Source organism: Corynebacterium sp. HMSC06C06 (assembly GCF_001807295.1).
Classification (GTDB): domain Bacteria; phylum Actinomycetota; class Actinomycetes; order Mycobacteriales; family Mycobacteriaceae; genus Corynebacterium; species Corynebacterium striatum.
On record NZ_KV788518.1, the window covers coordinates 47,525 to 73,192 of the forward strand.

Consider the following 25,668-nt stretch of genomic DNA (forward strand, 5'->3'; position numbering starts at 1 on the left):
GATCTGCTCGATATCAGGCTTAAGAAGCAAGAAACAGTCAAGAAAAAGTTCTCGCAGCTCAACGGGGGAAAATAGCGTCCGAATCTGTTGATTTGGGCCGGTTTGTGGCTAATGAAGCAAGAAAAGACCGCCTCGAACTCCAGGGAGGAGACGAAGCGGTCTTTTGTTAAGCGTCTTGCGCAGAATTACTTCTTCAGGCCGTCAATGATCTCGTTGAAGGCAGCAACCGGGCGCATGGTCTGGTTGAGCTTCTCCTCGTTCGGGGCGTAGTAGCCGCCGAGGTCGACGGGGGAACCCTGGACGTCGAGAAGCGCCTGCTCAATCTCGCCAGCCTTGGCCTCCAGGGCCTCAGCAACCGGCTTGAAGGTCTCGGCCAGCTCGGCGTCGTCAGACTGTGCAGCCAGCTCCTTGGCCCAGTTCAGGGTCAGGTGGAAGTGAGAACCACGGTTGTCGTTCTCACCGACCTTGCGGGACGGGGAGTTGCCCTCGTCGAGGAGGGTCTCGGTGGCCTTGTCGAGGGCGTCGGCAAGCACGCCTGCCTTAGCGTTGCCGTGAGCGTTGAGCTCGTGGCGGAAGGACTCAGCCAGTGCGAGGAACTCACCCAGGGAGTCCCAACGCAGGTGATTTTCTTCCTCAACCTGCTGCACGTGCTTCGGAGCGGATCCGCCTGCACCGGTCTCGAAGAGGCCGCCGCCAGCCATCAGCGGAACCACAGACAGCATCTTTGCGGAGGTGCCGAGCTCGAGAATCGGGAAGAGGTCGGTGTTGTAGTCACGCAGCACGTTACCGGTGACGGAGATGGTGTCCTCGCCCTTACGGATGCGCTCGATGGAGATCTTGGTTGCCTCAACCGGGGAAGCGATGGAGATGTCCAAGCCCTCGGTGTCGTGATTCTTCAGGTACTTCTCCACCAGGGTGATGAGGTTGGCGTCGTGACCGCGCTCTGGGTCCAGCCAGAAGATGGTCTTCATACCGGACAGGCGTGCGCGGTTAACAGCTAGCTTGACCCAGTCCTGGATCGGAGCGTCCTTGGTCTGGCATGCGCGCCAGATGTCACCAGCCTCGACGTCGTGCTCGATGAGGACGTCGCCAGCGGAGTTAGTCACCTGCACGGTGCCGTTCTCCGGCACCTTGAAGGTCTTGTTGTGGGAGCCATACTCCTCAGCCTTCTGAGCCATCAGGCCGACGTTTGGAACGGTACCCATGGTGGACGGATCGAATGCGCCATTAGCCTTGCAGTCCTCGATAACAGCCTGGTAAACGCCAGCGTAGGAGGAATCCGGGATAACAGCGAGGGTGTCCTGTTCCTCGTTGTTCTTGTTCCACATGTGGCCGGAGGTGCGGATCATGGCCGGCATGGAAGCGTCGATGATGACGTCGGAAGGAACGTGCAGGTTGGTGATGCCCTTAGCGGAGTTCACCATAGCCAGGTCCGGGCCGTTTTCGAGAGCAGCGTCGAATGCGGCCTTGATCTCCTCGCCATTCTCGAGGGACTTCAGGCCCTCGTAGATAGCGCCGAGGCCGTTCTCACCGTTGAGACCAGCTGCGAGCAGCTCCTCTCCGTACTTGTCATAAACATCTGCGAAGAACGCGCGGACCACGTGGCCGAAGATGATTGGGTCGGAGACCTTCATCATGGTGGCCTTCAGGTGAGCAGAGAAGAGAACGCCCTCTTCCTTAGCGCGAGCCACCTGAGCCTTAAGGAACTCGTCGAGAGCCTTGGCGGAGATAAAGGTGCCGTCGATAACCTCGCCCTTGAGAACCTTGAGGCCCTCGAGCAGGACGGTGTCATTGAGCTTGATGGTCAGGGTGTCATCAGCCGGCATGATGACGGACTTCTCGTTGTGGCGGAAGTCGTTATCAGACATGGTGGCAACGTTGGTCTTGGAATCAGCGGTCCAAGCGCCCATCTTGTGCGGGTACTTCTTAGCGAAGTTCTTCACAGCAATCGGTGCGCGGCGGTCGGAGTTGCCCTCGCGCAGAACCGGGTTCACAGCGGAACCGGTAACAACGGCGTACTTCTCTGGAGCGTCCTCGTAATCCGGAATGTCGAAACCGTCAGCCTGCAGCTCGGCGATAGCCTTCTTCAGCTGTACCAGGGAAGCGGAGATGTTCGGAAGCTTGATGATGTTTGCTTCCGGCGTCTTAGCCAGCTCGCCGAGTTGAGCCAGTGCGTCTTCGACCTTCTTCTCACCCAAGCGCTCTGGGAACTGAGCCAGGATACGGCCAGCCAGGGAGATATCGCGGGTCTCAACCTCGATGTCCGCGGTGGAGGCAAAAGCCTCAACGACCGGCTTGAAAGAGTAGGTGGCGAGCAGCGGAGCTTCGTCCGTGCGGGTCCAGATGATCTTAGACATGTTTCTCCTAATAGTTCGAAAATGTTTCAACCTAACAGGATACCTGTCTTGTTACAGCTGTGCGGGCAATTACCCCTCAGAGACCCCACGCTTCCAATAGCCCATGAAGGACACCGCCGAGCGCGGCACGCCTGCCTCCTTGACCAGCATGCGACGCATGCGCTTGACGACGCCGCTTTCGCCCGCTATCCACCAATACGCACCGTCCGCGGCACGGGTGCCGAGCTCTTCGCCTGAAGCAGAAAAGCCTGGGGTCTCCCAGAGAACTTCGCGCTCAGGGGTGGCCTGTTGTGGGGTGTCCGGGGCGGGGTCGATGCCGGTGAGGGAGGAGAGGGCGTCGATAAGCGTGGCTTTGCCACCGTGCGGGAGGAACTCGACGGTGACGCCGGCAGGAGCGGCGAGGGCCTGGGCGTCCTGGAAGTAGGGCACCGCGATGTGCACGCTGCCGCTAAGCCCGTCGGGCCACTCGTCGAGGATGCGGGCGATGGCAGGCAGGGCGGTCTCATCGCCGAAGACGTGGGCCTCGCGGGCCTCGCCGGGCTGGAACTCGATGCCGGGGCCGGATTCGTCGCAGGAGTGTGGGGCGATGACGTGGATTTTATCGCCGGGCACGGCTGTCGACGCCCACGTGGATGCCGGGCCCGTTTCACCAGGCGCGGTATGCAGCACGAAGTCGATAGTGAGGATGCCGCGTTCGCGGTCGAGCTCGCGCACGGAGTAGGTGCGCATTGCGCCACGGGTGGCCGGATCGAGCTGCTGCCAAGCGGCGTACCAGTCTTCCGTGGCGGGAAGCTCCGGCAGGCCGTGGGCGCCGGGGATGATGAGCTTAATGCGCAGGTCACGGATGACGCCGGAGGGGCCCATCTCTGTCAGGCCGGTGAGGCGTACTCGTTGGAAGCTGGGGGAGATGCGCACAGAGTCCAAGACAGTGGCGCGGAATGGCTGGTAGGGCATTACTTTACCTTTCTCTTACCAATGGGCATGACGGCCGGAAGCCCCGAGACTGGGTCTTCGACGATGACGGAGTCCACGCCGAAGACGTCCTTGACCGTTTGCTGCGTCATGACGTCTTGGGGGCTTCCCTGGGCGTAGACGTTGCCGTTTGAGACCGCGATAAGTTCGTCGGAGTAGCGGGCGGCCAGGTTGAGGTCGTGAATGACCATGGCGATGGTGGTGCCGTGGGTCTCGTTGAGTTCGACGAGCAGGTCGAGGACCTCGAGCTGGTGTTTGATGTCGAGGTAGGTGGTGGGCTCGTCGAGCAGCAGGATGTCGGTGCGCTGGGCGAGTGCCATGGCGATCCACACGCGCTGGCGCTGGCCGCCGGAGAGTTCGTCGATGGAGCGCTCCGCGAGTTCAGCCACCCCGGTCATCTCCATGGATTCCTGCACGATGTCGTAGTCTTCCTGGCTCCAGCGGCCGAGCAGCCCCTGGTGTGGGGTGCGGCCGCGGCCCACGAGGTCCGCCACCACGATGCCGTCTGGGGCGATGGGAGACTGCGGCAGTAGGCCCAGCGAGGCAGCCAGCTGTTTGGTGGGAATCTCGGAGATGGCTTTGCCGTCAAGGAAAATCTCGCCGCCGGTGGGCCTGAGCAGGCGGGACAGCGAGCGCAGCAAGGTGGACTTGCCGCAGCCGTTGGGGCCCACGATGGAGGTCACCTTGCCAGGTGCGATGTCGACGCTGAGCCCGGTGATGATGTCGCGCTCGCCGTATCCGAGGGAGATGTCCTTCGCGGTGAGCTGAGCAGGTTTGTGCATGACAGTCCTAACGATTCGAGCGAGTGAGCAAGTAAATAAGGAATGGCGCACCGAGCACGCCGGTGATGACGCCGACGGGGTAGCGGGTGCCAAAGAAGTATTGACCAGCCATGTCAGCGACGAGCACCAGGATGGCGCCCACCGCACCGGCAGGGGCGATCATGGAGGGGCCAGCCTTAAACAGGCGGGTGGCAATCGGCCCGGCCATGAATGCCACGAAGGCAATCGGGCCTGTCGACGCCGTGGCCACCGCAATGAGGATTACCGCGCCCACGATTGCCGAAACGCGCACAACGTTGAGCCGCAGGCCAAGGCCGACGGCGAGGTCGTCGCCAAGCCGCAAAACGTTGAGCTGGTGACCCAAGAAAATCATGACGGGCGCGATGATCAGCACCGTAAGAAGAAGTGGCAGGCCGCGCTCCCAGGACATGGTGTTGAGCGAGCCCGTGATCCAACGTGTGGCCGTAGGCAGGTCGTAGGACGGGGCCTTCGACAGCACGAAGTTGGTCCACGCCTGCAGAATCGCCGACATACCGATGCCGATGAGAATAAGGCGCGTGCCGGTGAAACCAGACTTCAGCGACAGCAGGTAAATCAGCGCGGCGATCGTCAGCGAGCACACCAGCGAAACCAAAGACACGGTGGTCTGGGAGACGTTATAAAACACAATCGCCGTGATGCCCGCGGCGGAGGCACCGGAGGAGATACCGATGATGTCGGGGGAGGCCAGCTGGTTGCGCAGCATGGTCTGGAAAGTCACGCCGGCGATACCGAAAGCGATGCCCGCGGCGACGGCTACGGTGGCACGCGGCAGGCGCAGGTCGCCGACCGTAAAGGACGCGCCGGGGACGGTCTCACCGAAAACAACACGAAGCACCTTGCCCGGACCATAGAAGGTCTCGCCCACCATGAGGCTGGTGGCCCACAAAACCACGATGATGACGGCGAGCATGCTCAGGCGCCAGGCAAAGGAACGCGCGCGGGCGTGGCGTTGCTGTTGCAACGTCGCGGAGGTGGGAGCCGAGGAGGTTTGATTCGGCATTAGAGATCACGCACCTTGGTTCGGCGGACAATCCAGATGAACAGCGGTGCGCCTAGAAGTGGGGTGAGGATGCCCACGGCGACCTCGCTCGGCTTGGCGACGACGCGCCCCACCGTGTCCGCCGCCACCAACAGGAAGGCGCCGGCCAGGCCGGTCATGGGCAGCAGCAGGCGGTGGTCGGTGCCGAGCACTAGGCGCATGACGTGGGGGACGATGAGGCCTACGAAAGCGATGGGGCCAGCAATCGCGGTGGCAGTACCGCACAGAATGACCGCGCCCACGGCGGAGAACAAGCGCGTACGCACAACGTTGATGCCGAGGCCGGTAGCGACGTCGTCGCCAAGCGCAAGTGCGTTAAGTCCCGTGGCGCAGGCCAGAACAATGATGAGGCCGATGACGAGGAACGGCACGGCCATACTAATTTGGGACCACTGTGCGCCACCGACGGAGCCGATTTGCCAGAAACGGAACTTGTCCATGACGTCGGTGCGCGGGAGCAGCACGGCGCTGACCATGCTGGAACACGCGGCGGCCGTGGCAGCGCCTGAGAGTGTGAGCTTGAGCGGCGTGGCGCCGCCGCGGCCTAGGGAGCCGACGACGTAGACGAAGGAGGCGGCAGCGAAGGAGCCGATAATCGCCACGATCATCGTGGGCACGGGGCGAGAGAGCCCGAAGAACGCGATGCCCACCACGACGGCCAGCGCGGCGCCGGAGAGGACACCGAAGATGCCAGGGTCGGCGAGCGGGTTGCGGGTCATGGCCTGGAACGTGGTTCCGGACATGGCGAGCGCGGCACCGACGAAGAGCGACAACACGGTGCGTGGGACACGCAAATATGCGGCGGCCTCACTGGCTGTCGCGGTCGAACCGCCGAGGGCCGAGAGGGCGTCGGAAGGGGAAATTGTGCGCACGCCAAACATGACCGAAGCCACCACTGCGAGAGCGGTGGCGGCTAAGAGTCCGATGATGACGGCGATTTTCTTGGCCGCCACGTGATTTAAGCCTGCAGACCGGAGTTCAGCTGCTCGAAGTACTTGTCGATGCCCCACGGAATAGACAGCGGGGACTGGTTCGCCGAAGCGCCCAGCGGGCCGTTCTCGAGGAAGACCACGTTGCCCTTCTGAACTGCCGGGATCTTGCCCTTGAGCGGATCCTTCTGCATCTCCTCGAGGGTCTTCTTGTCATCGTCGGCGTTTCCGGTGGAGTAGGCCACGATGAGGTCAACGTCGTTGAACTCTTCTGGCTTCTCAGCGGAGACCTCGACCCAGAACTGCTCGGCGTTCTCGGAGTTCTTTTCCACGATGTCCGGGGTGCCTAGGCCATGCTCGGCTAGGAAGCCCATGCGTGGGTCGTCGGTGGTGTAGAAGCCGATCTTGGAAGCATCGGTGGTGCCGCCGAAGGCGGTGAACAGGACCTTCTTGTCCTTGAGAGCCGGGTACTTGTCCAGGGCCTTTTCGGTTTGGGCATCGAGATCCTTGATGAGCTTTTCGCCCTCGTCCTTCTTGCCGATGCTCTCAGCGTTCATCTCAATCATGTCCTCGAGGGAGGTCGCCCACGCGACGTCCGGGTAGGCCACGACCGGAGCAATCTTGGACAGGGTGTCGTAGTCCTCCTGCGTCAGACCGGAGTAGGAAGCGAGGATGACGTCCGGCTGGGTGTCAGCGACCTGCTCGAACGGGATGCCGTCGGTCTCATCAAAGAGGACCGGAGTCTCCGCGCCGAGCTCCTTTAGCTTCTCCTCGGTCCACGGCAAGACGCCGTTGTTGTCATCGTCTCCCCACGTGGTCTTGGACATGCCCACTGGGACAACGCCCAGCGCCAAAGGAACCTCGTGGTTAGCCCAACCCACGGTAGCCACGCGCTCTGGTGCCTTCTCGATGGTGGTCTCGCCGAACGCGTGCTTGATGGTCACCGGGAATGCGGCGGAATCCGCGGAGTTAGACGACGACGCGGAGTTGTTCTCTCCAGTGGAAGAGCTGTCCGAGGAGCAGGCTGCCAAAGTGAAGATGGTGGCCGCTGCCGCGACGGTGGCGATGATGCGTTGTGCTCGCACTAGGGAACTCCTTTGAAATGTAGGTAAAGCTTTTCTAACTTAGGCAAGACTATTGCACCACACTCGTGTTGTGTAATTTGACCTCTGTGATGTGTGGCATAAACCCATCATGATGTGGGAAAAGCACATTTGGGCGGCCGTGGCTTACGAAGGATCCCTCCCGCGCGCTAAGGTCTCCGCTCGTGAATTCTGTCTCCGTAAGCTCCCAAAACAACCACGACCGCGCCGACCAACCGCGCGTGCCCCGCCAAACTGAAATCTCGTCGACCCGCCGCACCCTCGTCACGCTCGCCCTGGCGCTGGGTGCCTTTTCCATCGGCACCACGGAGTTCGTCTCCATGGGTCTGCTGCCGCTCATCGCGGGTGACTTTGGCATTACGGAAGACACCGCCTCGACACTAATCACCGTCTACGCCATCGGCGTCGTCGTCGGCGCTCCCGTTATCTCAGCCGTGACGGGCAAGCTGCCGCGCCGCCGCCTCATCATCTTGCTCATTGGTTTCCTCCTCGTGGGCAACCTGCTCACCGCCTTGGCGCCGAACTACGCCACGCTGCTGGCCGCTCGCTTCATTGCAGGTCTGCCGCACGGCGCGTACTTCTCCGTGGCCAACCTGTCCGCCGCCGCCATGGCGCCGAAGGGCGGTCGCGGTAAGGCAATGGCTGCCATCGGCATGGGCCTGGCCGTGGCCACTGTTATGGGCGTTCCCGCGGCCCAGGCACTCGGCCAGAACCTGGGCTGGCACGCTGCCTACTTCCTCGTGGTCATCCTCGCGCTGGCAACGATGGTCTTGCTATACTTCCTCTTCCCGCACATGACGGAGATGCCGTCCACTGACATCTCCACCGAGCTCGGCGCGCTGAAGAACCTGCAGGTTTGGCTGTCGGTCATCATGGGCATCGTCAGATTCGGCGGCATGTTCGCGGTCTACACCTACATCACCTGGACCATGACCGAAGTCGCCGGAATGCCGGATCACTGGACCTGGGCAGTGCTCATGGTTTATGGCATCGGCATGACCATTGGCAACGGCGTCGGCGGTGCGCTGTCTGACCGCAACACCGAATACTCCATCCTTTTCGCCCTCGTATTCCTCGTGGCGACGTCCCTGGTGTTCTACTTCGGCGCGCACAATCTCTGGCTAGCGACCATCGCGTTCGGCGTTCTCGCCTTCTTCGGCGCGGTCCTCATCCCGTCGCTGCAGCTGCGCCTCATGATCGTTGCTGGCGACGCCCAGACCCTCGCCTCCGCGCTGAACCAGTCCGCGCTCAACATCGCCAACGCCATGGGTGCGGCCCTCGGCGGCCTCGTGGTGGGCGCCGGTTTCAACTACAACGCTACCTCCCTGGTGGGCGTCGTCCTCGCCTCGCTGGGCTTCATCGTGTGGATCGTTTCCCAGGTCACCGCCAAGCGTAGTGGCGTGTATGTAAAGATCATCGAACAGAGCTAACACCCAGCACACGGTGGGGTGGTCTTGTTCCTTTTGCGCGCAAGTAGACTAGCGCGCATGACTTTTACTATTGCGAGCGTCAATGTCAACGGCATCCGCGCCGCCTGCAAGCAGCGCAATGAAAATAACCCGGGAATGAATGTCTGGCTCGAGGAGACCACCGCCGACGTGGTCCTCATGCAAGAAGTTCGCGCGAATCCGAAGGAAACCCAGAAGGCACTCGCGCCCGCTCTTGAGGCCGGCTGGCACTTGGTCCAGGCCGAGTCCGCCGCGAAGGGCCGCGCGGGCGTGGGCATTCTTTCGCGCACGCCGCTGAGCGACGTCTCAGTTGGCTTCGGGTCCTTCTCCGAGTCCGGTCGCCTCATCGCCGCGACTGTCGACGCCGAGGGCGGCCCGGTACGCGTGGCCTCCCTGTACCTGCCGTCTGGCGATACTGATTCCCCGAAGCAGGACGAGAAGTACCTCTTCCTCGACGAGTTCTCGGAGGTCCTCGCCGACTTGGCCGCGACTTATCCGCAGGCCGTTATCGGTGGCGACTGGAACATCTGCCACCGAGCGCAGGATCTCAAGAACAACAAGTCCAATGAGAAGAAGTCCGGTCATCTGCCTGAGGAGCGTGCGTTCATGGACCACGTGTTTGGCTCCTTTCCGGATGAGCTGCCACAGGACAAGAAGGGCCTTGGGGACTACCTCGGCGTGATCGACTACGCCACGAAGACCGACTGGTCAGCCCGCGTTCCGGGGGAGGACGCCGTGCAGTGGTACGACGTCGCCAGGCGCCTTGCCCCCGATGCTGACGGTCCGTACACCTGGTGGACCTACCGCGGCCAAGCGTTCAATAACGACGCTGGCTGGCGCATCGACTACCAGGCTGCCACCAAGGTAATGCTGGAGCGCGCGGAGAAAACCTGGGTCGAAAAGGCACCCACGGTGGAACAACGCTGGTCGGATCACTCGCCTTTGCTGGTGCAGTACCGCTAGACGGTGCTAAGCTGTGTGAGTCTCAAAATCTTAGATTCTTAAAACGGAGAACCTCATGACCCGCGCAATTATTTACTTCGTGCTCGGCGCCGTCCTGCTCGGCCTGGGTATCTGGTGGTGGACCATCATCGGTCCGTCTTTCGCATTCCTGGCTCCGATCATCCTCCAGGGCGTCGGCGGCGCGTTCATGGTCGCTGGTTGGGCAATTATGCTCGACGTTCACGCGCCGACTTCTCGCAAGCTCTAAGCTTGCATTTGCTGCTAAAGCACTCACCCGCAGGTGAGAGTCTCCCCCATTAGGTTCGTCTGAAAGAACAGACGCTGCCTAGTGGGGATTTTTTATGTCGTTACACCGACTATAAGCTCTTCGAACTGCCGCCTCGTTGCTTTGTGGCTGCTCCACGTGTCGGCTCACTGTGAACATGTTAACCTTGGGCCGAAAGCAGGAGTGAAACACCGGGGTTATTTACGACTCTAGGCAAAATTTTCTCAATAGTTTTACCGTCATTGATGACGTAGATAACTTCGCCGATTATCAGGCTGCCTCTGTATCGAGCTAAGGGGAGCTAGCCTGGGTCTTGTGAACGTTCTTCTTGATCTAGCCCAGCGCCCCATCGACACGCTTGATGCACTGCCGGAGGTTTCCGTCGAGCAGGCCAACGCCCATCTGGGTGGGCACCCGAATTCGATTGCTTGGTTGCTGTGGCATACCGGCCGCATGGCGGACATTCAGCTCGTAGCCCTGACTGGTGAGCCCGAGGTGTGGGAGCGCTTCGACATCGCGCTGCCGGATTCCATGGGCTACGGGCAGACCCCGGAGGAGGCGCGGGCGATTGCGGTAGATGAGGCGTCGCTAAGCGCAGTGCGTGATTACGTCCGCACCACCCTTGAGGCGGTGCGCGACTATTGCGCCACGCTTTCCGACGCCGCCCTCGACGACATCGTCGACACCAACTGGACTCCGCACGTGAGTAGGGGAGTGCGCTTGGTTTCCATCATCGATGATGCCCTGCAACACCTTGGCGCAGCCAACCACTTGGCGGGCGTGCCGCAAGGGTAGACTAGTCAACCATGACTGAGCAGAACATCTCCCGCGTACTTTCCGGTATTCAACCCACGGCAGATTCCTACCACCTGGGAAACTACTTGGGAGCGCTCAAGCAGTGGATTGATCTGCAGAACGATTATGACGCGTTCTACTTCATCCCGGACCTGCACGCCATCACCGTGGAGCAGAACCCAGAGGAGCTGCGCAACCGTACCGTTGCTGGTGCCGCTCAGCTCATCGCACTGGGCATTGACCCTGAGAAGTCCACGCTGTTCGTGCAGTCCCACGTCCCGGCCCACACTGAGTTGACCTGGGTCCTGCAGTGCCTGACCGGCTTTGGTGAGGCCTCCCGCATGACGCAGTTCAAGGACAAGTCCGCTAAGCAGGGCACTGACCGCACCACTGTTGGTCTGTTTACCTACCCGGTGCTCATGGCGGCGGATATCCTCCTATACTCCCCGAACTACGTGCCGGTGGGGGAGGATCAGCGTCAGCACTTGGAGCTGACCCGCAACCTCGCGGAGCGTTTCAACAATAAGTACGGCGAGACGTTCCGCGTTCCGGAGCCGTTCATTCCGGAGGACTCGGCCAAGATTTATGACCTGCAGGAGCCGACTGCCAAGATGTCGAAGTCGGGCGCCAACCCGAAGGGCATCATCAACCTGCTGGATGAGTCGAAGACCTCGGCTAAGCGCATCAAGTCCGCTGTGACCGATGACCTTGGTGTGGTGGCTTTCGACCGCGAGACTCAGCCGGGCGTGTCCAACCTTTTGGTCATCCAGTCCGCGCTGACGGGGGAGAAGATCGACGACATTGTGGTCAAGTACGAGGGCAAGGGCTACGGCCACCTGAAGGTGGACACCGCCGAGGCTCTGGAGGCCTTCACTGCGCCGCTCAAGGCACGCTATGAGGAGCTCATGGCTGACCGCGGTGAGCTGGAGCGACTGCTTGCGCAGGGCGCTGAGCGAGCTTCTGAGGTTGCGGAACCGCTCGTGGAAAAGGTCTACAAGGCGGTTGGTTTCCTCCCCCGCCTGCGCAAGTAATCTGCACGGTGGTGCGTAGTCACGCTAACCTGGGTAGTCCGAACTTATTAGTGAAAATTTGTAAAGGACTGACTGCCCGTGGCTACCTCCACTCAGACAGATCAATCAAAAACGGACGATTACGGCATCGAGCGCGCACATGCCGATGATCCGGGTCCTGTGGACAAGGTGAGGGAGAAATCCCCCTTCGTTGACCACATCATGCGCATGCTGGGGCGCTATGGCGAGCAGGGCGGCAACCAGTTTTCCGCCGGCATTACCTACTTCTCAGTGCTGGCAATCTTCCCACTGTTCATGCTTGCGGTTGCTGGCGCGGCCACAGTTTTGGCTACCCGCCCAGACCTCATGCAGCAAGTGCAGGACCAGATCTCGAACTCCGTGTCCGGCGAGTTGGGCGACACCCTCAATGAGCTCCTTGAGACCGCCATCGCCCAGCGCGGCGCTATGTACGGCATCGGTGGTTTGACCACCCTGTGGTCCGGCCTGGGCTGGATGAATAACCTGCGCATCGGCATCTCCGCGATGTGGGATAAGGACCCAAACGAGACCCAGGGCAACTTCTTTACGCAGAAGCTCAGCGACCTGTTGGGCCTCATCGGCCTGCTGGTGGCGCTCATCATCGCCTTCGGCGTAACCGCTGCGGGTTCCTCTGGACTGACTCAGAAGGTCTTCGAGTGGGTCGGCATTGAGTCCTTCCCGGGGATGGATGCAGTGCTGGTCTTGGCCGGCATCGTGATCGGCTTGGTGGCCAACTTCCTGGTGTTCTGGTGGATGATTGTCTTCCTGCCGCGCACCGACGTGCCGACCAAGTCAGGACTGAAGGGCGCAGCTATCGGCGCGGTGGCCTTCGAGGCCATCAAGCAGCTGTCCACCGTCATCATGTCCTCAGCTTCGGGCAACCCGGCCGGTGCGGTATTCGGTCCAGTCATCGTGCTCATGGTCGTGATGTACCTGATCTGGCGCGTTGTTCTGTACGTCTCCGCGTGGACTGCAACCACCGAGGAATCCATGGAGCTGGCTGAGCCGCCAGTGCCGGAGCCGGCCATCATCCGCGTGCGCAACGAGGTCAAGTCTGGCCCGTCCACCGGTGTGACCTTGGGCGCGGGCGCCGCGCTTGGTGCAGCCGCCGCGGGCGTTGCTGCGCTGCTGCGCCGTAAGTAGCATTCCCCGTAGTTCAAAAAGTTTCCGATCCCTGACTTAGACTGCCTGCTATGACTCCAGATTCCTTTGCCCCAGACCTGTATGAGCACTTCGACCTTGACCGCCGTAACACCTCCCGTGAGCTGGGAATTTTATTGGCGGCGAAGGATGCACGTCTGGAACAGATGGGGTTTGAAATCGGCGATGATCGCCGTCAGGAAGCGCAGATTGCGCATACCATTTTGTCTTCGCCAGAGATTCGTGCGACTTATGATCAGGGACTCGAGGATCAGCTGCGCCCAACGTGGCCGCAGCTGAGCGAGCTAGCGGCTTATGGTGAGTGGCCCTTCAATGTTCAGCACAGCTTCCAGCAGTCCAATCAGCAGCAGTACGGATTCGCACCGACTGCACAGGCGCAGCAGTCACCGTTCGATCCCTTCACACATCCCAACCAAGCCTCTGTGCCAGCGCTTCAGGCAAGCCCTTATACCCCGGCAGCCTCTGCGCAGGAGCGCCCTTTGGCCAGCACCCGCGCCATCATGGCTATCGCCGACATCTTCGTCTGCAGCATCATCGCCTCGCCGGTGCTGGCTTTCGCCTCCGATACCTCGACTTTTTCTGCCTCGTTTTTGATGGGGCTGTGTGCCATTCTCTATTGCGTAGGCTTCGAGGTGGTTCTCGGCGGAACCCCAGTGAAGAAACTTATGGGCTACGAGGTTCGCGATTCCACCACGGGCGAAAAACTCAGCTGGGTTCAGTCGCTGAAGCGTCAGTGGTGGCGCGCCATCACCATCGTGCCGGGTCTGGGCAGTGTGGTGAGCTTCTTCGCCGCTATCTTCTACGCCACCTCTATCAAGCAGGAAAACGGCCTACTTGGCGCGCATGACAAGCTTGCTAACGCCGAAGTAGTGAAAAAACAGCGCTAACGATAACTAGCAGGGCCACAATTGCGGCCACGGCCCAGCCAGCCCAGCCTTCGATTCCCTCGAGGGCTGATTTTTTATGGGCAGATGCGCTTGGCGACGTCGTCGGTGCAGGCTCTTTTGTCTTCGTCGCGGTAGAGGTGTTGCTAGTGGGGGCGGCGGCGTCGGAAAGCGTGCCCACTCCCTCGCCTGGCTTTACCTTGTAGGCTTCGTCTAGCAGCATCTGTGCCTGCTGCCAGGCGCGGAAGCCGTGCTCGACGGTGGTGTCGAGGATGACTGCCTGAAGGCGGCGGCCGCCGCGGTCGAGTGCGCCGACGAAAGTGTGGTGGGCGTCCTCGGTGTAGCCGGTCTTGCCGCCGATGCCGTCTGGATCGTTGAGGAAGAGGCCGTTATCGTTCCACAGCTCGTAACCGGGCAGCTCGCCCCAGCCGGGGAACTCGACGTGTTCTGTGTCCACGATGCGGGCAAAGGTCTTGTTGCGGAATGCAGCGCGGTAAATGATGGAAATATCTTCCGCGGACGTGGACATGCCTGCGGAGTCAAGGCCAGAGTAGCTGGCGGCGCGGGTGGAGCGGGTGCCGAGCTTCTTCGCGAGGGCGTTGACCTTCTTGGACGCTTCCTCGTCGCCGCCAAGCTGGCCCGCAAGGGCGTGTGCGGCGTCGTTGCCGGATGCCATGAGCAGGCCCTGTAGGAGCTGCTCGACGGTGTATTCGCCGTCCGGGCCGATGCCCACGGCGGAGCCTTCGATGGAGGCGTCCTCCATGGTGGCCTTGATCTTCTTGTCGAGCGGAACCTCGTCGATGACCACGAGCGCCAGCAACGCCTTGATGATTGATGCTGGGCGGTAGCGGCCGTTGGGGTCCTTCATCGCGATGATTTCGCCGGTGTCGATGTCGCTGACCATCCACGCGGAGGCGACGACGTCCTTGTTGACCTCAAAACCATGGGGCGCGGTGACGCCGCAGCTTTCAGATGACTCCACGGCGGGCAGCGGCGTCGGGGTGGGCTGGCCGGGGGCGAGGCGCTCGGAGGTGGACACCGGTTCGGCGGGCCTGAGTGCGTGGGGACAGTTATCGGTATTGGGCGCTTCCCTACGGATGGAAGAAGACTCTGCTTCCGCGCTCATTTCTGCGGCGTCGCCCGGCTTAGGCTCGGTGTCCTGAGCTAAGGCGAGCGGGGTGCTGGCGACGAGGCAGGCCGAGGCGAGGGCAGTAGTGATGAAGTTTTTCATAACATGACACATCTTAAGCCCGTGCCTAGGATGTTCCTTATGCATGACGCACCATTAATTAGCCCAGAAAACAAAGATCCCGTGCCGGAGCTGGTGGCACAGCTGCCCAAGGTCGAGCTCGACGCGGTCTTTGCGCCGCAGCAGGTACCGGCAGACAGCGCTGCCCTGACCGCAGCGATGACCCAGGCGGTGGAGGAGTTGGCCTCTGCAAACGTGGTGTATGCCGAGATTCGCTTCGACCCGCAGGCCTTCGACTTTGGGGCAGAGACTGCCCTCGAGGCAGCCATCGCGGGCTTGGAGGTGCCGGGAATTGATGCCCGGCTCCTGCTCACCAGCGCGCCACAGGCAGCCAGCGCCCGCAGGGGCTCCAGGGTCGTGGGCTTTGTGCTCGAGGGCGAGACCGAGCCACACGTAGTGGCTGATCTGCGTGCGAATTTTGTGCCCTTCGTTGTGGACGTGCGCGACCTCGAGTTCGAGGCCGTGGCCGCGGCGGTGCAAGCAGGTGCCACCCGCTTGGCGCACGCGACGCAGCTTCCCGACGACTTCACCGCCGACCTCGATGGCATCCAGCCGGGCACGGTCTCCGCATGGATTCGTGACCGCCACCTGGCTGCTACCTTCGAGCCTTTGTCCTTCGAAGAGTTCAGCGATCACCCGCTGCCGCTTCTGCAGCAGCTCGGTTTTACCTGCGCGGTCACAGCAGGCAGCGCTAGCGAGGGCAACCTCAACGACGTGTTCTTGGCGCTGAACGAGCACTTTGGCTACGGACTCGAAGAGTTCTTCGACCTCACTGTGAAGGCACTGGAGAACTCCTTCAGCACGGAGGAGGAGCGCCAGCACCTGATCGAGACCGTCATCTTGCCGGCTTATGAGGAGTTCTCTGACCCAGAGTTGGCCGGGCCGGATACCGAGGAGTCACTGGCTGAGGAAGCAGAGGAGAACTAATGCGTGCCTGGCGAACCGGAATCGGCCTAGCAGCGGGGTGCGCCTATTACGCGTGGAATCGCCACAAAGTCGTGGAGGAGGTTTCGCCGGAGCTGCGACATCCTGCTCTGTACCTGCCCATGCATCTCCTTCCGGACGGCGGATTCGTGGCAATCAGCAAGCTCATTGCTAACCACGACTACATCCGTGCCGTGGAGCGTGACGTCGACGTCCGCGTAATCCATGGCGAGTTCGAAGGGCAGAAGTTCAGCGCCCGTCTGCTGGCCCCGCGCAACCAAAAGCCGGGCGCGCCAGCGCTGCTGTGGACGCACGGCGGTGGTCACCTCATCGGTAGCCCGGGATTCTACGATCCGCAGAACTCTCGCATCGCGGACGAGCTGGGGGCCGTGGTGTTGGCTCCGAGCTACCGCAAGTCCACCGCGGCACCTTTCCCGGCCGACCATGACGAGTGCTATGCCGCCCTGCGGTGGCTGCAAGAGCATGCGGAAGAGGTGGGCGTCGACAAGCACCGCATCGCAGTGGCCGGGGACAGTGCGGGCGGTGGGCTGGCGGCGGGCGTCGTCCAGCGCGCACTCGACGAGGGCCACCCCGTGGTGTTCCAGGGGCTCGTGTACCCGATGATTGACCACCGCACCCTGCGCGCACAGTCCGGCAGGGGAGAGTTCATTTGGACGCCGAACTCCAACCGTGGCGCATGGTCGAAGTACCTGGGCGCGGACCACCTGGAGGCGGAGATTGCGCCATATGCTTCGCCGGCGACCCGTGCGGATTTGCGGGGGCTGCCGCAGACGTGGATCGGCGTGGGCTCGTTGGATTTGTTCTATGACGAAGCAAAAGCCCACGCGGACGCCCTGCAGGAAGTAGGCGTGCCGGTGGACTTTCAGGTTTATGAGGGCGCGTACCACGGCTTCGACCACATTCGGCCGAAAGCCCGGGCTTCGCGGGCGCTTGTCGACGACCTCATCGCCGCCCTTCGCCGCACCCTGGAGGCTCTTTAGAAGCGGGAGAAGCGCTTGATGAGCATCTCCTCCAGGCCCTTCCATGCCTCGGCGTGGTGGTTATAAGGCTTGGAGGGGATGTAGCCAGCGTGCTCGGTGGAGCCCAGCATATAGCCCAGGTAGTCCTGGAAGCGGGGGTTTTCCAGCATGTACGAGTTGATGGAGTCGTCGCCAGCCCAGTCTGCGGCGTCGGCACACACCTCGTAGCAGCGGCCCATCTGGTCAGCATCGACGGCCTCTGGGCCCTTCTCGATATCGCGCACGATGCCGTTGAAGGTGTACTGGTTGTCTGGGTGAACGCTGGCCTTCAGCTCGCCGGCGTTAGCTGCTGAGACGAGCTCTTCCCAGGTGGAAACGCGGGCGAGATCGTGGTCGTCATTTTCCATGATCCAGCGCACGAGTGTCTTCAGGGAGTTGAAGGTGTAAATCTCGCCCCACTTGCCCAAGAAGACAGGCTTGCCATCGAGGTAGGTGCGCAGGGTGTACACGGACTTCATGTCCGCGGTGATCTTGACTGGGTCGATGCCAGCAGTGGCCCACGGGGAGTTGTCATAAGGGTCGGCGGCAGCGGACGCAGCCTTGCGCTCTTCCTCGGCCTTCTTGCGGGCCTTTTCGGCAGCCGCGGTGGCGGCGGCGATGCGCTCTTCCGCATCCTTGACCTGCGCGGAATCGAACTCGGAGGAGTCGACGACCTTGACCTGCTTGTCGAGGTCCTCAATGACGCTCTTCCAGTTCGCCAGGACCACGCGGCCCACGCCGGACCACTCGCTCATGCCTTGGTCCCCGGCGTAGTGGCTAGCGCCGCGGGTGACGTTGCGCAGGATGGAGTGCGACGCGAAGAAGATTACGGTGTGCTGCGCGCCGGCGACGTTGGCGAGCGCCTCGGCGATCTCCAGGTTGCGGGCAACAGCGGTGACGTTCTCGTGGCTCGGGCGGCCCGCCAGATGGGAAGGCATGCCGACGAGGTCGAAGTGATCCTTTTTTGCTGGCGTGATGCGATCCTCGCCTTGGGCGCGGAAATCGGCCCACTTGGGGTGGTCGACCAAGTCGTGGTGCTTACCGGACTCTAAGAAGCACAGCATTTCTGCTGCGGAGTTGAAAGCGAGGACGGATTCTTCGTCGCCCAAGAATGCCTGCCACTCGGAGCCATTCTGACGCCACTTTGGTGCCCACAGGGTATAAAAATCGCCCTCGGTCAAGGAGAGCTGGACTGGAATGATTGCGCGGGTGCTCATGGGTAGACAGTCTAACTTACCCATTTATTAAATCCGCATAAGAGCTTGCTAGCCGGTGGGGCGCCAGAACCCCTTGAATGCCATGCCCATGTTGGTGGTGCGCAATGGGCTGGTTTCCACGGGGCTACCAGCCTCGATCATTTCGCCGCCTCCCTTGTACATGGCCACGTGGCCATCCCACACCACGAGGTCACCGGGCTGTAGCTCGTTGGCGCTGACCTGCCTGCCTACGGTCTGGGACTCGGCGGTGCGCGGGAGCTCTACTCCGGCCTGGCGCCACGCCCATTGGGTAAGCCCAGAGCAATCGAAGCCGCCATTGCCCGTGCCGCCCCATACATAGGGAGTACCGAGCTTGCTCATCGCGGCGGCCACCGCGGCCCGCCCCTGTGCCGACCCACTGGACTCATCGCCGCCGATGGCCGTGGAGTGTTTCGCTGAAATTGCGTGGGGCTCTGGAGTCTTAGAAGGCGAAAGCTCGTTCCCGGTTCCTTCTGCGCGTCCTTTTACCGTGGGTTCGATGGCGCGCTGCGCGATGGGTAGCAACGGCCTCGCCACAGCGACCAGTTCTGCCAGCAATTGTTTGACGCGGGCAAAAGCGTTGGCCAAGTGTTCTGTAATGAGACCGTGCAGACGTGCTCGTGCAGCTGCCTGCACTGCTGGGTTTGGAACCAAGAGCCCAAGCGCCAGGGGTGCGGCTTGGGTGAGCAGCTGCAATCCAATACCGATGAGGTCCTGGCCTGTGGCCTGGATGAGCGTGCGGGCCTTGGCCACCGCGGCGTCGATGGTGTGGCGATCAGCGGCGAGGACACCGGCAGCGTCGAGAAGCTTGCTCGGATCGCCGTGTGCGATGTCCGCCAAGGGGCCGATGGTGCTCAGATCCGGCAACTGCGGCAGGCCCACCGCTGGGAGCGCGGGCGGTGCCATCTGGGAAATCTGTTTGACCGCTGCCTCAATCACGAGAGCACACCTCCCAATCCGGCCGCTAGGCCAGAATCAGTAGATTCTGCTTCCTGTGCCATGGCGAAAGACGCGTCAGCAACCATTTCCATGTCAGTACGCAGACTCTCCGTCCGCGCCCCGACGTTGCGCAAGGCTGCGCACAAAGCGGAACCAAAAGTGGAAAGCGTTCCCTCTGGAATCTCGGGCAGTGGTGGAGTGGTGCCCTGGGCAGCGTCATAAAGCTCGCGGGCAAGATGGCGGGTGAACTCAGTATCAATCTTAAAAGCTGTCATGCCTTATTGGACTGCGCAAAAGCGCCCGCGGTTCCCTCACCAACGAGAAAAGTATTGCCCATTGCAGGGGCGGGGGGAAACGTTTAGATACCAGAACCGGCAGAGGAGGGGATAGAGTGGGAAACCATGGACATCCACGTAGTAGATCACCCGCTTGCCGCCTCCCGCCTGACCATCATGCGCGATGCTCGCAGCAACAACTCTGCCTTCCGCGCCGCCCTCAAGGACCTGGGCACCATGCTCGTTTATGAAGCAGCCCGTGACCTCGCCGTCGAGCACTTCGACTGCGTCACTCCTGTCGATACTGCACAGGGCACCCGCCTTCTGGACCCGCCCATCATCGTCCCCATCATCCGTGCGGGCCTGGGCATGATCGACCCAGCTCTAGCCATGATTCCGGATGCCCAGGTGGGCTTTATCGGCATGGCCCGCAATGAGGAAACCCACCAGCCGGTTCCTTATCTCGAGGCGCTGCCCGAGGATCTCACCGGCCGCACCGTATTCGTCGTGGACCCGATGCTCGCTACCGGCGGCTCCCTCCTGCACTCCTTGAAGCTGCTGGCCGATCGCGGTGCCACCGACATTACTGCAATCTGCATGGTCTGCGCGCAGGAAGGCGTGGATGCGCTGGCGAATTCCGGCCTGCCGGTCCGCCTGGTTACCGCGGTTATTGACCCGAGCTTGAACGAAGACGCCTACATCGTCCCAGGTTTGGGCGACGCCGGCGATCGCCTCTACGGACCGCGCAACATCGACCTCTAAAGTGCGCTAGGCTTGCCCCCACGAACGTCTGAATGGGGGGTCAAGACTCGTGTCCATTTCTTTTGGTGGGTGGTCCGCCTTGGGCCACGATTTCGCATCCCGCTTGCGTGAGACGCGCGAGCGGCGGGGCATGTCGCAAAAAGCGCTCGCGGAGATCTCGGGGGTCTCGCGCAGTCAGATTTCCAATCTGGAGCGCACTGACAAAGCGTTGAATCTGCGGGCCGATCCGCAGCTGTCCACGCTGTTCAAGCTGGCTTATGCACTGGAGGTTCCGCCTTCGCTGTTGCTGCCAGGCGGGGTCGGGGATGAGGTCGTTGCAGCGCTTGACGACGTCGCCGCCTTCTCAGCCTCCTATATCGATCGCCGTCGCTTCGCTGCGGCCGATATGGTGCTGGATTGATCACGCGCACGCGCGGTTTCCCACGCGGCTATTAGGTCGGCAAAATGACATGCCGCGCTCCGTACCGCTCTGTATATTACAGCGATGAGCTGCGCGACTACCTGTACCGCTTTGTCTAGTTGTAGACTGCACTGAAAGACAACGACCCCGGTTTCGCATGTTCTGCGGGTGGGTGTGCAGGAGGTACGCAATGATTTCGACATTCGTGAACGCGTGGTTTGATAGCCACCGCGCGGAGGTTATCTCGTGGCGCCGTCATATCCATCGCCACCCTGAGACCTCCAACAACGAGGTGGAGACCACCAACTTCATCGCGCGCACCCTCAAGGAGTACGGGCTGCAGCCGCAGCGCTTCCCCGAGACAGGCCTCATGGTGGACATCGGTCCGGACACGGAACTGGGACGCCTCGCATTCCGCGCCGACATTGACGCGCTGCCGGTCACCGAGGTCACCGGATTGGAGTACACCTCAGAGAACCCCGGTACCATGCATGCCTGCGGCCACGACGTGCACACCACCATCGCCTTGGGTCTTGCCTGCGCAATGGCGGACTACCAGCGCGAACACTCCCTCGAGTTGGGGCTGCGCATCATCTTCCAGCCTGCCGAGGAAGTCTGGGTAGGTGGTGCCACCGACGTTATCGAGTGGGGTGCGCTGGAGGGGGTCAATTCGATCTTTGCCGTGCACGTAGAGCCGAAGCTGCGCGTGGGTCGCATCGGCGTGCGTGCAGGTGCTATTACTTCGGCAACGGACGTCGTGGAGCTGGAAGTCAAGGGGCCAGGGGGTCATACCTCGCGTCCGCACCTGTCTGCCGACGTGGTCTATGCGTTGGGCAAGGTCATCACGGAGTTGCCCGCGTTGCTGTCGCGCCGCGTCGATCCGCGCACGGGCACCGTACTGGTCTTTGGCCAGGTCAACTCGGGCTATGCGCCGAATGCAATGCCGGAGTCCGGAACGCTGACCGGCACGATGCGCACCGCGGACATCGCCATCTGGCGCGACATGCAGAACCTGTTTTCTGAGTTGGTGGACCAAGTTTTGGCACCGGTGGGCGTGGAACACGAGCTGACCTATCACCGCGGCGTTCCGCCCGTGCTTAACGACGACGTCTCTACCGCACTGTTGGCCTCCGCCGCGCAGGCCATCGACCCGCGGGCCGTGGTGCAGGCACCTCAGTCCTCGGGCGGCGAGGACTTCTCGTGGTACCTCGAGCATGTGCCGGGTTCCATGGCGCGTTTGGGCTGCTGGTCCGGCGAAGGCGAGCAGCATGACCTGCACATGGGGGACCTCAATGTGGACGAGCGCTGCATCGGTGTAGGCGTGAAGCTTTTCGGCTCCGTAGTGGAGCAATTCGCCAACGTGCAGGAATAGGGGCGCAACTACTACACTGTCAAAAGGATTTACCCCATGTCCTTAACAAACTTTATAAAGGAGCAATAGACAGTGACAAAGGAAGCGCTTGACGCAGTAATCGAGGATGCACCGCGCATCGTTATTATCGGTGGCGGACCAGCAGGCTACGAAGCTGCGATTGCCGGCGCCAAGTATGGAGCACACATTACCCTGGTAGAGGAGCAGGGTCCCGGTGGCTCCTCCGTCTTGCTGGATTGCGTTCCTTCCAAGTCCTTCATTGCTGGTGCAAACCTGCGCACCGACTTCCGTCGCGCTGAAGCCATGGGGCTCAACGAGCAGCTCGGCTCTATGCAGCTGAAGCTGCAGGCGCTCAACGAGCGTGTGCAGGCGCTGGCCGGCAAGCAGTCGGCAGACGTGCGTGCAGGCCTGGAGAAGATCGGCGTCAACGTTATCGACGGCCGTGCAAGCTTTGCTGAGGATCAGCATGGTGTGCAGGGCGCGGCGCACTTGGTCGACGTCGTCAAGAGCGATGGCTCCACCGAAACCCTCGAGGCAGATCTCGTGCTCGTGGCAACCGGTGCAACCCCGCGTATCCTGCCGGGCGCGCAGCCGGACGGCGAGCGCATTCTGACCTGGCAGCAGGTTTATGACCTGAAGGAAGATCCGGAGCACCTCATCGTGGTCGGTTCCGGTGTGACCGGTGCGGAATTCGTGTCCGCTTTCGCGGAGATGGGCGTCAAGGTAACCATGGTGGCTTCCCGCGACCGCATTCTGCCGCATGATGACGCCGATGCTGCCGACGTCCTCGAGACCGTGCTGGCTGAGCGCGGCGTGGAGCTGGAGAAGAACTGCCGTGTGGAATCCGTATCCCGCACTGAGGACGGCAATGTTGTGGTCAAGACGCAGGACGGCCGCGAGATTCATGGCTCGCACGTCATCATGTCCATCGGCTCCATACCGAATACCAAGGACCTGGGCCTGGAGTACGTGGGTGTGGCTACGCAGAAGTCCGGCCACATCAAAGTCGACCGCGTCTCCCGCACCAACGTTGCTGGCATTTACGCAGCCGGTGACTGCTCTGACCTCTTCCCGCTGGCTTCCGTGGCCGCTATGCAGGGCCGCATCGCGATGTACCACGCACTCGGTGAGGGCGTGTCCCCGCTGCGCCTGAAGACCGTGGCCACCGCGGTGTTCACCCGCCCGGAGATCGCCGCCGTGGGCTTTACCCAGGCTGAGATTGAAGCTGGCGAGGTTTCCGCGCGCACCATCACGATGCCGCTGAACACCAACCCGCGCGCGAAGATGCGCTCACTGAACCACGGTTTCGTGAAGCTGTTCTGCCGCGCCACCTCCGGCCGCGTTATCGGCGGCGTCATCGTCGCGCCGACCGCGTCCGAGCTGATTCTGCCGGTCGCCGTTGCCGTGACCAACCAGCTGACCGTAAACCAGCTGGCTGATTCCTTCGCGGTCTACCCGTCGCTTTCGGGCACCATCACCGAGGCGGCACGCCGTCTCGTGGCACACGATGACTTGGAGTAGAACCCAGAAGTTCTTCCTACATGCCCAGCTGGTCTACGGCCTGCTGGGCTTCTTCGTAGGTGAACTTCTCGCCGTAGTCGCTGGTGAGCTGGTCAATCAGCGCGGCGCCGGACATGCCCATGGTGTCCTGGTAGTTGCGCGCGGACTCCGCGGCCTCGGCGTTCCAGTCGGCCTCGACGTTGTCGATGGCGTACTGCGCAGCATCGGCTGGGAACTTCTCGCCGTACTCACTGGTCAACTGATCGTAGAGCTTGGCCTGGGAGAAGTTCATGGTCTTGATGTACTGGTTGGCCTTGCGCAGTGCGTTGCGGTGCTCAACGGGAGCATTGGGGTCACCCTCGTCGCCGCTCATGTTTGCTAGGGCGTCGGAAAGCTTGGCAAGGTCACCCGAGGTATCGGAATCTTGTGCAACGTTGCTTTCGGGGACAACGCTGGTCGGATTGTCTGCCGCGGTGTCTTCCTTGTCGCCGCCGCCGCTGGTAGCGACACCAATGATAACGAGCACGGCCAAGGCGCCAGCGCCCCACTTGAAGCAGCCGCCCTTCTTCTTTTTCTTCGGTTCCTGTGGTGGTACAGCACCTGCGCCGAAGGTACCGTCAGCGGCGGGGAAACCTGGTTGTTGGCCGGGTTGTTGGCCGGGTTGTTGACCGGGCTGTGGACCGGGCTGCTGCAGCGGGTTTGCATATGGATTGTTCGAGTTGGTCATGGAAAACCTCCAGAGAGAAACTGTTGGGGAGGATGCCTTCCCAGCGAGAGAAATGCTGGGGTGCAACCTTGGGAACACAAGCAGTTTCGCATAGGCGCTGGACACGGCTTCTGCGCGTTTCGAACGTACGCCCTATCTGGTTTGGTAAGCGTTCTCTGGAGTGGCGTTGAGCTCGAGCTTTACCGGGCGGCTGGCTAGTGGGAAAGCGCGCTGGGCGCAGTTTTCGCGCGGGCAGGCGCTACATCCGGGACCAATCGGCGTGGCTGCCGACGCCGTGAGTGTCAAAGCATCCGCGTACACCAAGCGGTCGGCTTGGGAGATGTCGCAGCCGAGTCCCACCACAAACTCCTTACGCGGGGTACCCCAGGCCTTGGCTTGGCCTTGCACGAAACGTGCAATCCACAGATAGGTGTGGTCATCCGGCATGGAGGCCACCTGGCGGGTGATGCGGTTGGGGGTTTCGAAAGCGCGGTGGACTATCCACAGCGGGCACGAGCCGCCACCGCGGGCGAAGTGGAACGCGGTGGAGGACTGGCGCTTGGAGATATTGCCCGCGCGGTCAGTGCGGATGAACGAGAAGGGGACGCCCTTGTTGCCGGGGCGCTGCAGGGTGGATAGACGCTGCGCGGTGGTCTCAAAACCGGTGCCGAAGGTGCCGGCGATGATGTCGATGTCGTAGCGGGTTTCCTCGGCTGTCTCCAGGAACTGGGTATAGGGCATCGTCACGGCCGCGGCGAAATATTGAGCCAGACCAAGGGTACCGATGCGCTGGGCGTCGCCAAGCGGCAGCTCCGCCACGAGCTTCTCGCACAGCTCAGTGTGTGCCAACAGGCAGTACTGCAAAGCCATCTCAAAGACGAGTTGCGACTCCGTCAGTCCCGCACGCAGGTGCAACTCCCTCGTCTGTGGGCGAAACTCACGCCGTGTGACCGGGCTGGAAAAGCGCACGCTCACACCCAACTCCTCCTGCAACTTCGCCGCCAGGCGCCCGCGCCGCAGGACGCGATCGCCCAACTGCAGCGCCAGATCCTCGGCAGCGACGTCGAGTGCGTGGATGTAGTTGTGTGCATCGTAGAAGAAGTCACGCACCGCCTCGAATGGGCCCTCCTGCTGCTGCGGTGCGGCCGCTGCGGCCTCGAGGAAGCGCGGCATCAGCTCTGGGAAACGCGTGACGAGATCGGAAAGCGTGGCCTCGCCGGCGTCGGGAAATAGCCTGCGCAACTCGGTGATGGTGCGCACGTCCTTGTCCGCGGAGAAGTACGTGGGGTCCACCCCAAAGCGTTGGGACAGCTGCATGAGGACGGTGACGGTGAGCGGGCGCTGATCATTTTCCAGCTGGTTGAGGTAGCTCGTGGACAGCTGCAGCTGCTTGGCCATGGCCACTTGAGTGAGTCCTTGTTGCTTGCGAAGCGCGTGGATTCGTGCCCCCGCGTAGTGCTTGCTCATTGTCCAGTCATCCTCTTTATTGCTCTTGAGC

25 protein-coding genes are annotated in these 25,668 nt (G+C 61.8%); 13 read left to right on the plus strand and 12 right to left on the minus strand.

Going from position 1 to position 25,668, the window contains the following annotated elements:
* Window positions 1-185: 185 nt before the first annotated feature.
* The 6 genes from HMPREF3153_RS10620 to HMPREF3153_RS10645 all read right to left on the minus strand — a co-directional run bounded on the left by HMPREF3153_RS10620 (window position 186) and on the right by HMPREF3153_RS10645 (window position 7,206).
* Window positions 186-2,357 (minus strand): NADP-dependent isocitrate dehydrogenase, encoded by a 2,172-nt coding sequence (locus tag HMPREF3153_RS10620; protein ID WP_070420828.1) that lies wholly within the window; start codon window positions 2,355-2,357, stop codon window positions 186-188.
* 69 nt (window positions 2,358-2,426) lie between these two features.
* On the minus strand, window positions 2,427-3,311 hold the full coding sequence (locus tag HMPREF3153_RS10625; RefSeq protein WP_070420829.1) for a siderophore-interacting protein: 885 nt from the start codon (window positions 3,309-3,311) through the stop codon (window positions 2,427-2,429).
* Complete coding sequence (locus HMPREF3153_RS10630; protein ID WP_046646557.1) at window positions 3,311-4,111, minus strand: ABC transporter ATP-binding protein; 801 nt, start codon at window positions 4,109-4,111, stop codon at window positions 3,311-3,313. The genes HMPREF3153_RS10625 and HMPREF3153_RS10630 overlap by 1 nt, the downstream gene beginning before the upstream one ends.
* A gap of 7 nt (window positions 4,112-4,118) precedes the next feature.
* Window positions 4,119-5,153: a FecCD family ABC transporter permease gene (locus HMPREF3153_RS10635; protein ID WP_070420830.1), complete on the minus strand. Its 1,035-nt coding sequence runs from the start codon at window positions 5,151-5,153 to the stop codon at window positions 4,119-4,121.
* Entirely contained in the window at window positions 5,153-6,145 is a 993-nt protein-coding gene (locus tag HMPREF3153_RS10640) for a FecCD family ABC transporter permease (protein WP_070420831.1), read from the minus strand. Before HMPREF3153_RS10640 ends, HMPREF3153_RS10635 begins: the two co-directional genes overlap by 1 nt.
* A gap of 5 nt (window positions 6,146-6,150) precedes the next feature.
* Window positions 6,151-7,206: an iron-siderophore ABC transporter substrate-binding protein gene (locus HMPREF3153_RS10645; RefSeq protein WP_070420832.1), complete on the minus strand. Its 1,056-nt coding sequence runs from the start codon at window positions 7,204-7,206 to the stop codon at window positions 6,151-6,153.
* Window positions 7,207-7,388: 182 nt separating this feature from the next.
* Here HMPREF3153_RS10645 and HMPREF3153_RS10650 point away from each other — a divergent pair, with 182 nt between their 5' ends.
* The 7 genes from HMPREF3153_RS10650 (at window position 7,389) to HMPREF3153_RS10680 (ending at window position 13,792) form a co-directional block, all read left to right on the plus strand.
* Window positions 7,389-8,654 carry an MFS transporter gene (locus HMPREF3153_RS10650; protein WP_083281032.1) on the plus strand — a complete coding sequence of 422 codons (1,266 nt, stop codon included), beginning with the start codon at window positions 7,389-7,391 and terminating at the stop codon, window positions 8,652-8,654.
* 57 nt (window positions 8,655-8,711) lie between these two features.
* Window positions 8,712-9,635: an exodeoxyribonuclease III gene (locus HMPREF3153_RS10655; RefSeq protein ID WP_070420833.1), complete on the plus strand. Its 924-nt coding sequence runs from the start codon at window positions 8,712-8,714 to the stop codon at window positions 9,633-9,635.
* 55 nt (window positions 9,636-9,690) lie between these two features.
* Complete coding sequence (locus tag HMPREF3153_RS10660) at window positions 9,691-9,882, plus strand: hypothetical protein (protein WP_046646551.1); 192 nt, start codon at window positions 9,691-9,693, stop codon at window positions 9,880-9,882.
* A 333-nt stretch (window positions 9,883-10,215) separates the two neighbouring features.
* Window positions 10,216-10,695: a DinB family protein gene (locus tag HMPREF3153_RS10665; RefSeq protein ID WP_070420834.1), complete on the plus strand. Its 480-nt coding sequence runs from the start codon at window positions 10,216-10,218 to the stop codon at window positions 10,693-10,695.
* 11 nt (window positions 10,696-10,706) lie between these two features.
* Complete coding sequence (gene trpS / locus HMPREF3153_RS10670) at window positions 10,707-11,726, plus strand: tryptophan--tRNA ligase (RefSeq protein ID WP_005527978.1); 1,020 nt, start codon at window positions 10,707-10,709, stop codon at window positions 11,724-11,726.
* A gap of 78 nt (window positions 11,727-11,804) precedes the next feature.
* Window positions 11,805-12,887, plus strand: coding sequence for a YhjD/YihY/BrkB family envelope integrity protein (locus HMPREF3153_RS10675; RefSeq protein ID WP_046646549.1), 1,083 nt, complete (start codon window positions 11,805-11,807; stop codon window positions 12,885-12,887).
* Window positions 12,888-12,937: 50 nt separating this feature from the next.
* Window positions 12,938-13,792, plus strand: a complete 855-nt coding sequence (locus HMPREF3153_RS10680; RefSeq protein ID WP_070420835.1) for an RDD family protein — start codon at window positions 12,938-12,940, stop codon at window positions 13,790-13,792.
* Here the strand turns inward: HMPREF3153_RS10680 and HMPREF3153_RS10685 are convergent.
* Entirely contained in the window at window positions 13,761-15,020 is a 1,260-nt protein-coding gene (locus HMPREF3153_RS10685; RefSeq protein WP_070420836.1) for a D-alanyl-D-alanine carboxypeptidase family protein, read from the minus strand. The two genes, HMPREF3153_RS10680 and HMPREF3153_RS10685, sit on opposite strands and share 32 nt — an antisense overlap.
* Window positions 15,021-15,059: 39 nt before the next feature.
* Between HMPREF3153_RS10685 and HMPREF3153_RS10690 the strand changes: the two genes are divergently transcribed.
* Window positions 15,060-15,965: an amidohydrolase family protein gene (locus tag HMPREF3153_RS10690; RefSeq protein ID WP_349018537.1), complete on the plus strand. Its 906-nt coding sequence runs from the start codon at window positions 15,060-15,062 to the stop codon at window positions 15,963-15,965.
* The gene (locus tag HMPREF3153_RS10695) at window positions 15,965-16,963 is read left to right on the plus strand and encodes an alpha/beta hydrolase (RefSeq protein ID WP_070420838.1); all 999 of its coding nucleotides are present in this window, start codon (window positions 15,965-15,967) and stop codon (window positions 16,961-16,963) included. Before HMPREF3153_RS10690 ends, HMPREF3153_RS10695 begins: the two co-directional genes overlap by 1 nt.
* Here HMPREF3153_RS10695 and HMPREF3153_RS10700 read toward each other — a convergent pair.
* From HMPREF3153_RS10700 to HMPREF3153_RS10710, 3 genes are read right to left on the minus strand one after another with little or no spacing between them, the layout of a single operon-like run.
* Window positions 16,960-18,198, minus strand: coding sequence for a hypothetical protein (locus HMPREF3153_RS10700; RefSeq protein WP_070420839.1), 1,239 nt, complete (start codon window positions 18,196-18,198; stop codon window positions 16,960-16,962). The genes HMPREF3153_RS10695 and HMPREF3153_RS10700 overlap by 4 nt on opposite strands.
* Window positions 18,199-18,246: 48 nt before the next feature.
* On the minus strand, window positions 18,247-19,155 hold the full coding sequence (locus HMPREF3153_RS10705) for a C40 family peptidase (protein WP_070420840.1): 909 nt from the start codon (window positions 19,153-19,155) through the stop codon (window positions 18,247-18,249).
* The gene (locus HMPREF3153_RS10710) at window positions 19,152-19,430 is read right to left on the minus strand and encodes a hypothetical protein (RefSeq protein ID WP_070420841.1); all 279 of its coding nucleotides are present in this window, start codon (window positions 19,428-19,430) and stop codon (window positions 19,152-19,154) included. Before HMPREF3153_RS10710 ends, HMPREF3153_RS10705 begins: the two co-directional genes overlap by 4 nt.
* A 126-nt stretch (window positions 19,431-19,556) precedes the next feature.
* Between HMPREF3153_RS10710 and upp the strand changes: the two genes are divergently transcribed.
* The 4 genes from upp to HMPREF3153_RS10730 all read left to right on the plus strand — a co-directional run bounded on the left by upp (window position 19,557) and on the right by HMPREF3153_RS10730 (window position 23,485).
* Window positions 19,557-20,192, plus strand: coding sequence for a uracil phosphoribosyltransferase (gene upp / locus HMPREF3153_RS10715; RefSeq protein WP_005527989.1), 636 nt, complete (start codon window positions 19,557-19,559; stop codon window positions 20,190-20,192).
* Between the two features lie 49 nt (window positions 20,193-20,241).
* Window positions 20,242-20,592 carry a helix-turn-helix domain-containing protein gene (locus HMPREF3153_RS10720; protein ID WP_005527991.1) on the plus strand — a complete coding sequence of 117 codons (351 nt, stop codon included), beginning with the start codon at window positions 20,242-20,244 and terminating at the stop codon, window positions 20,590-20,592.
* Window positions 20,593-20,782: 190 nt separating this feature from the next.
* Entirely contained in the window at window positions 20,783-21,964 is a 1,182-nt protein-coding gene (locus tag HMPREF3153_RS10725) for an amidohydrolase (RefSeq protein WP_070420842.1), read from the plus strand.
* A 72-nt stretch (window positions 21,965-22,036) separates the two neighbouring features.
* Window positions 22,037-23,485, plus strand: coding sequence for an NAD(P)H-quinone dehydrogenase (locus HMPREF3153_RS10730; RefSeq protein ID WP_246817199.1), 1,449 nt, complete (start codon window positions 22,037-22,039; stop codon window positions 23,483-23,485).
* A gap of 16 nt (window positions 23,486-23,501) precedes the next feature.
* Here HMPREF3153_RS10730 and HMPREF3153_RS10735 read toward each other — a convergent pair whose 3' ends face one another.
* Together HMPREF3153_RS10735 and HMPREF3153_RS10740 are read right to left on the minus strand one after the other, a co-directional pair.
* Complete coding sequence (locus tag HMPREF3153_RS10735; RefSeq protein ID WP_070420843.1) at window positions 23,502-24,191, minus strand: Ltp family lipoprotein; 690 nt, start codon at window positions 24,189-24,191, stop codon at window positions 23,502-23,504.
* Window positions 24,192-24,323: 132 nt separating this feature from the next.
* Window positions 24,324-25,637: a short-chain fatty acyl-CoA regulator family protein gene (locus HMPREF3153_RS10740; protein WP_070420844.1), complete on the minus strand. Its 1,314-nt coding sequence runs from the start codon at window positions 25,635-25,637 to the stop codon at window positions 24,324-24,326.
* Between the last annotated feature and the right edge of the window lie 31 nt (window positions 25,638-25,668).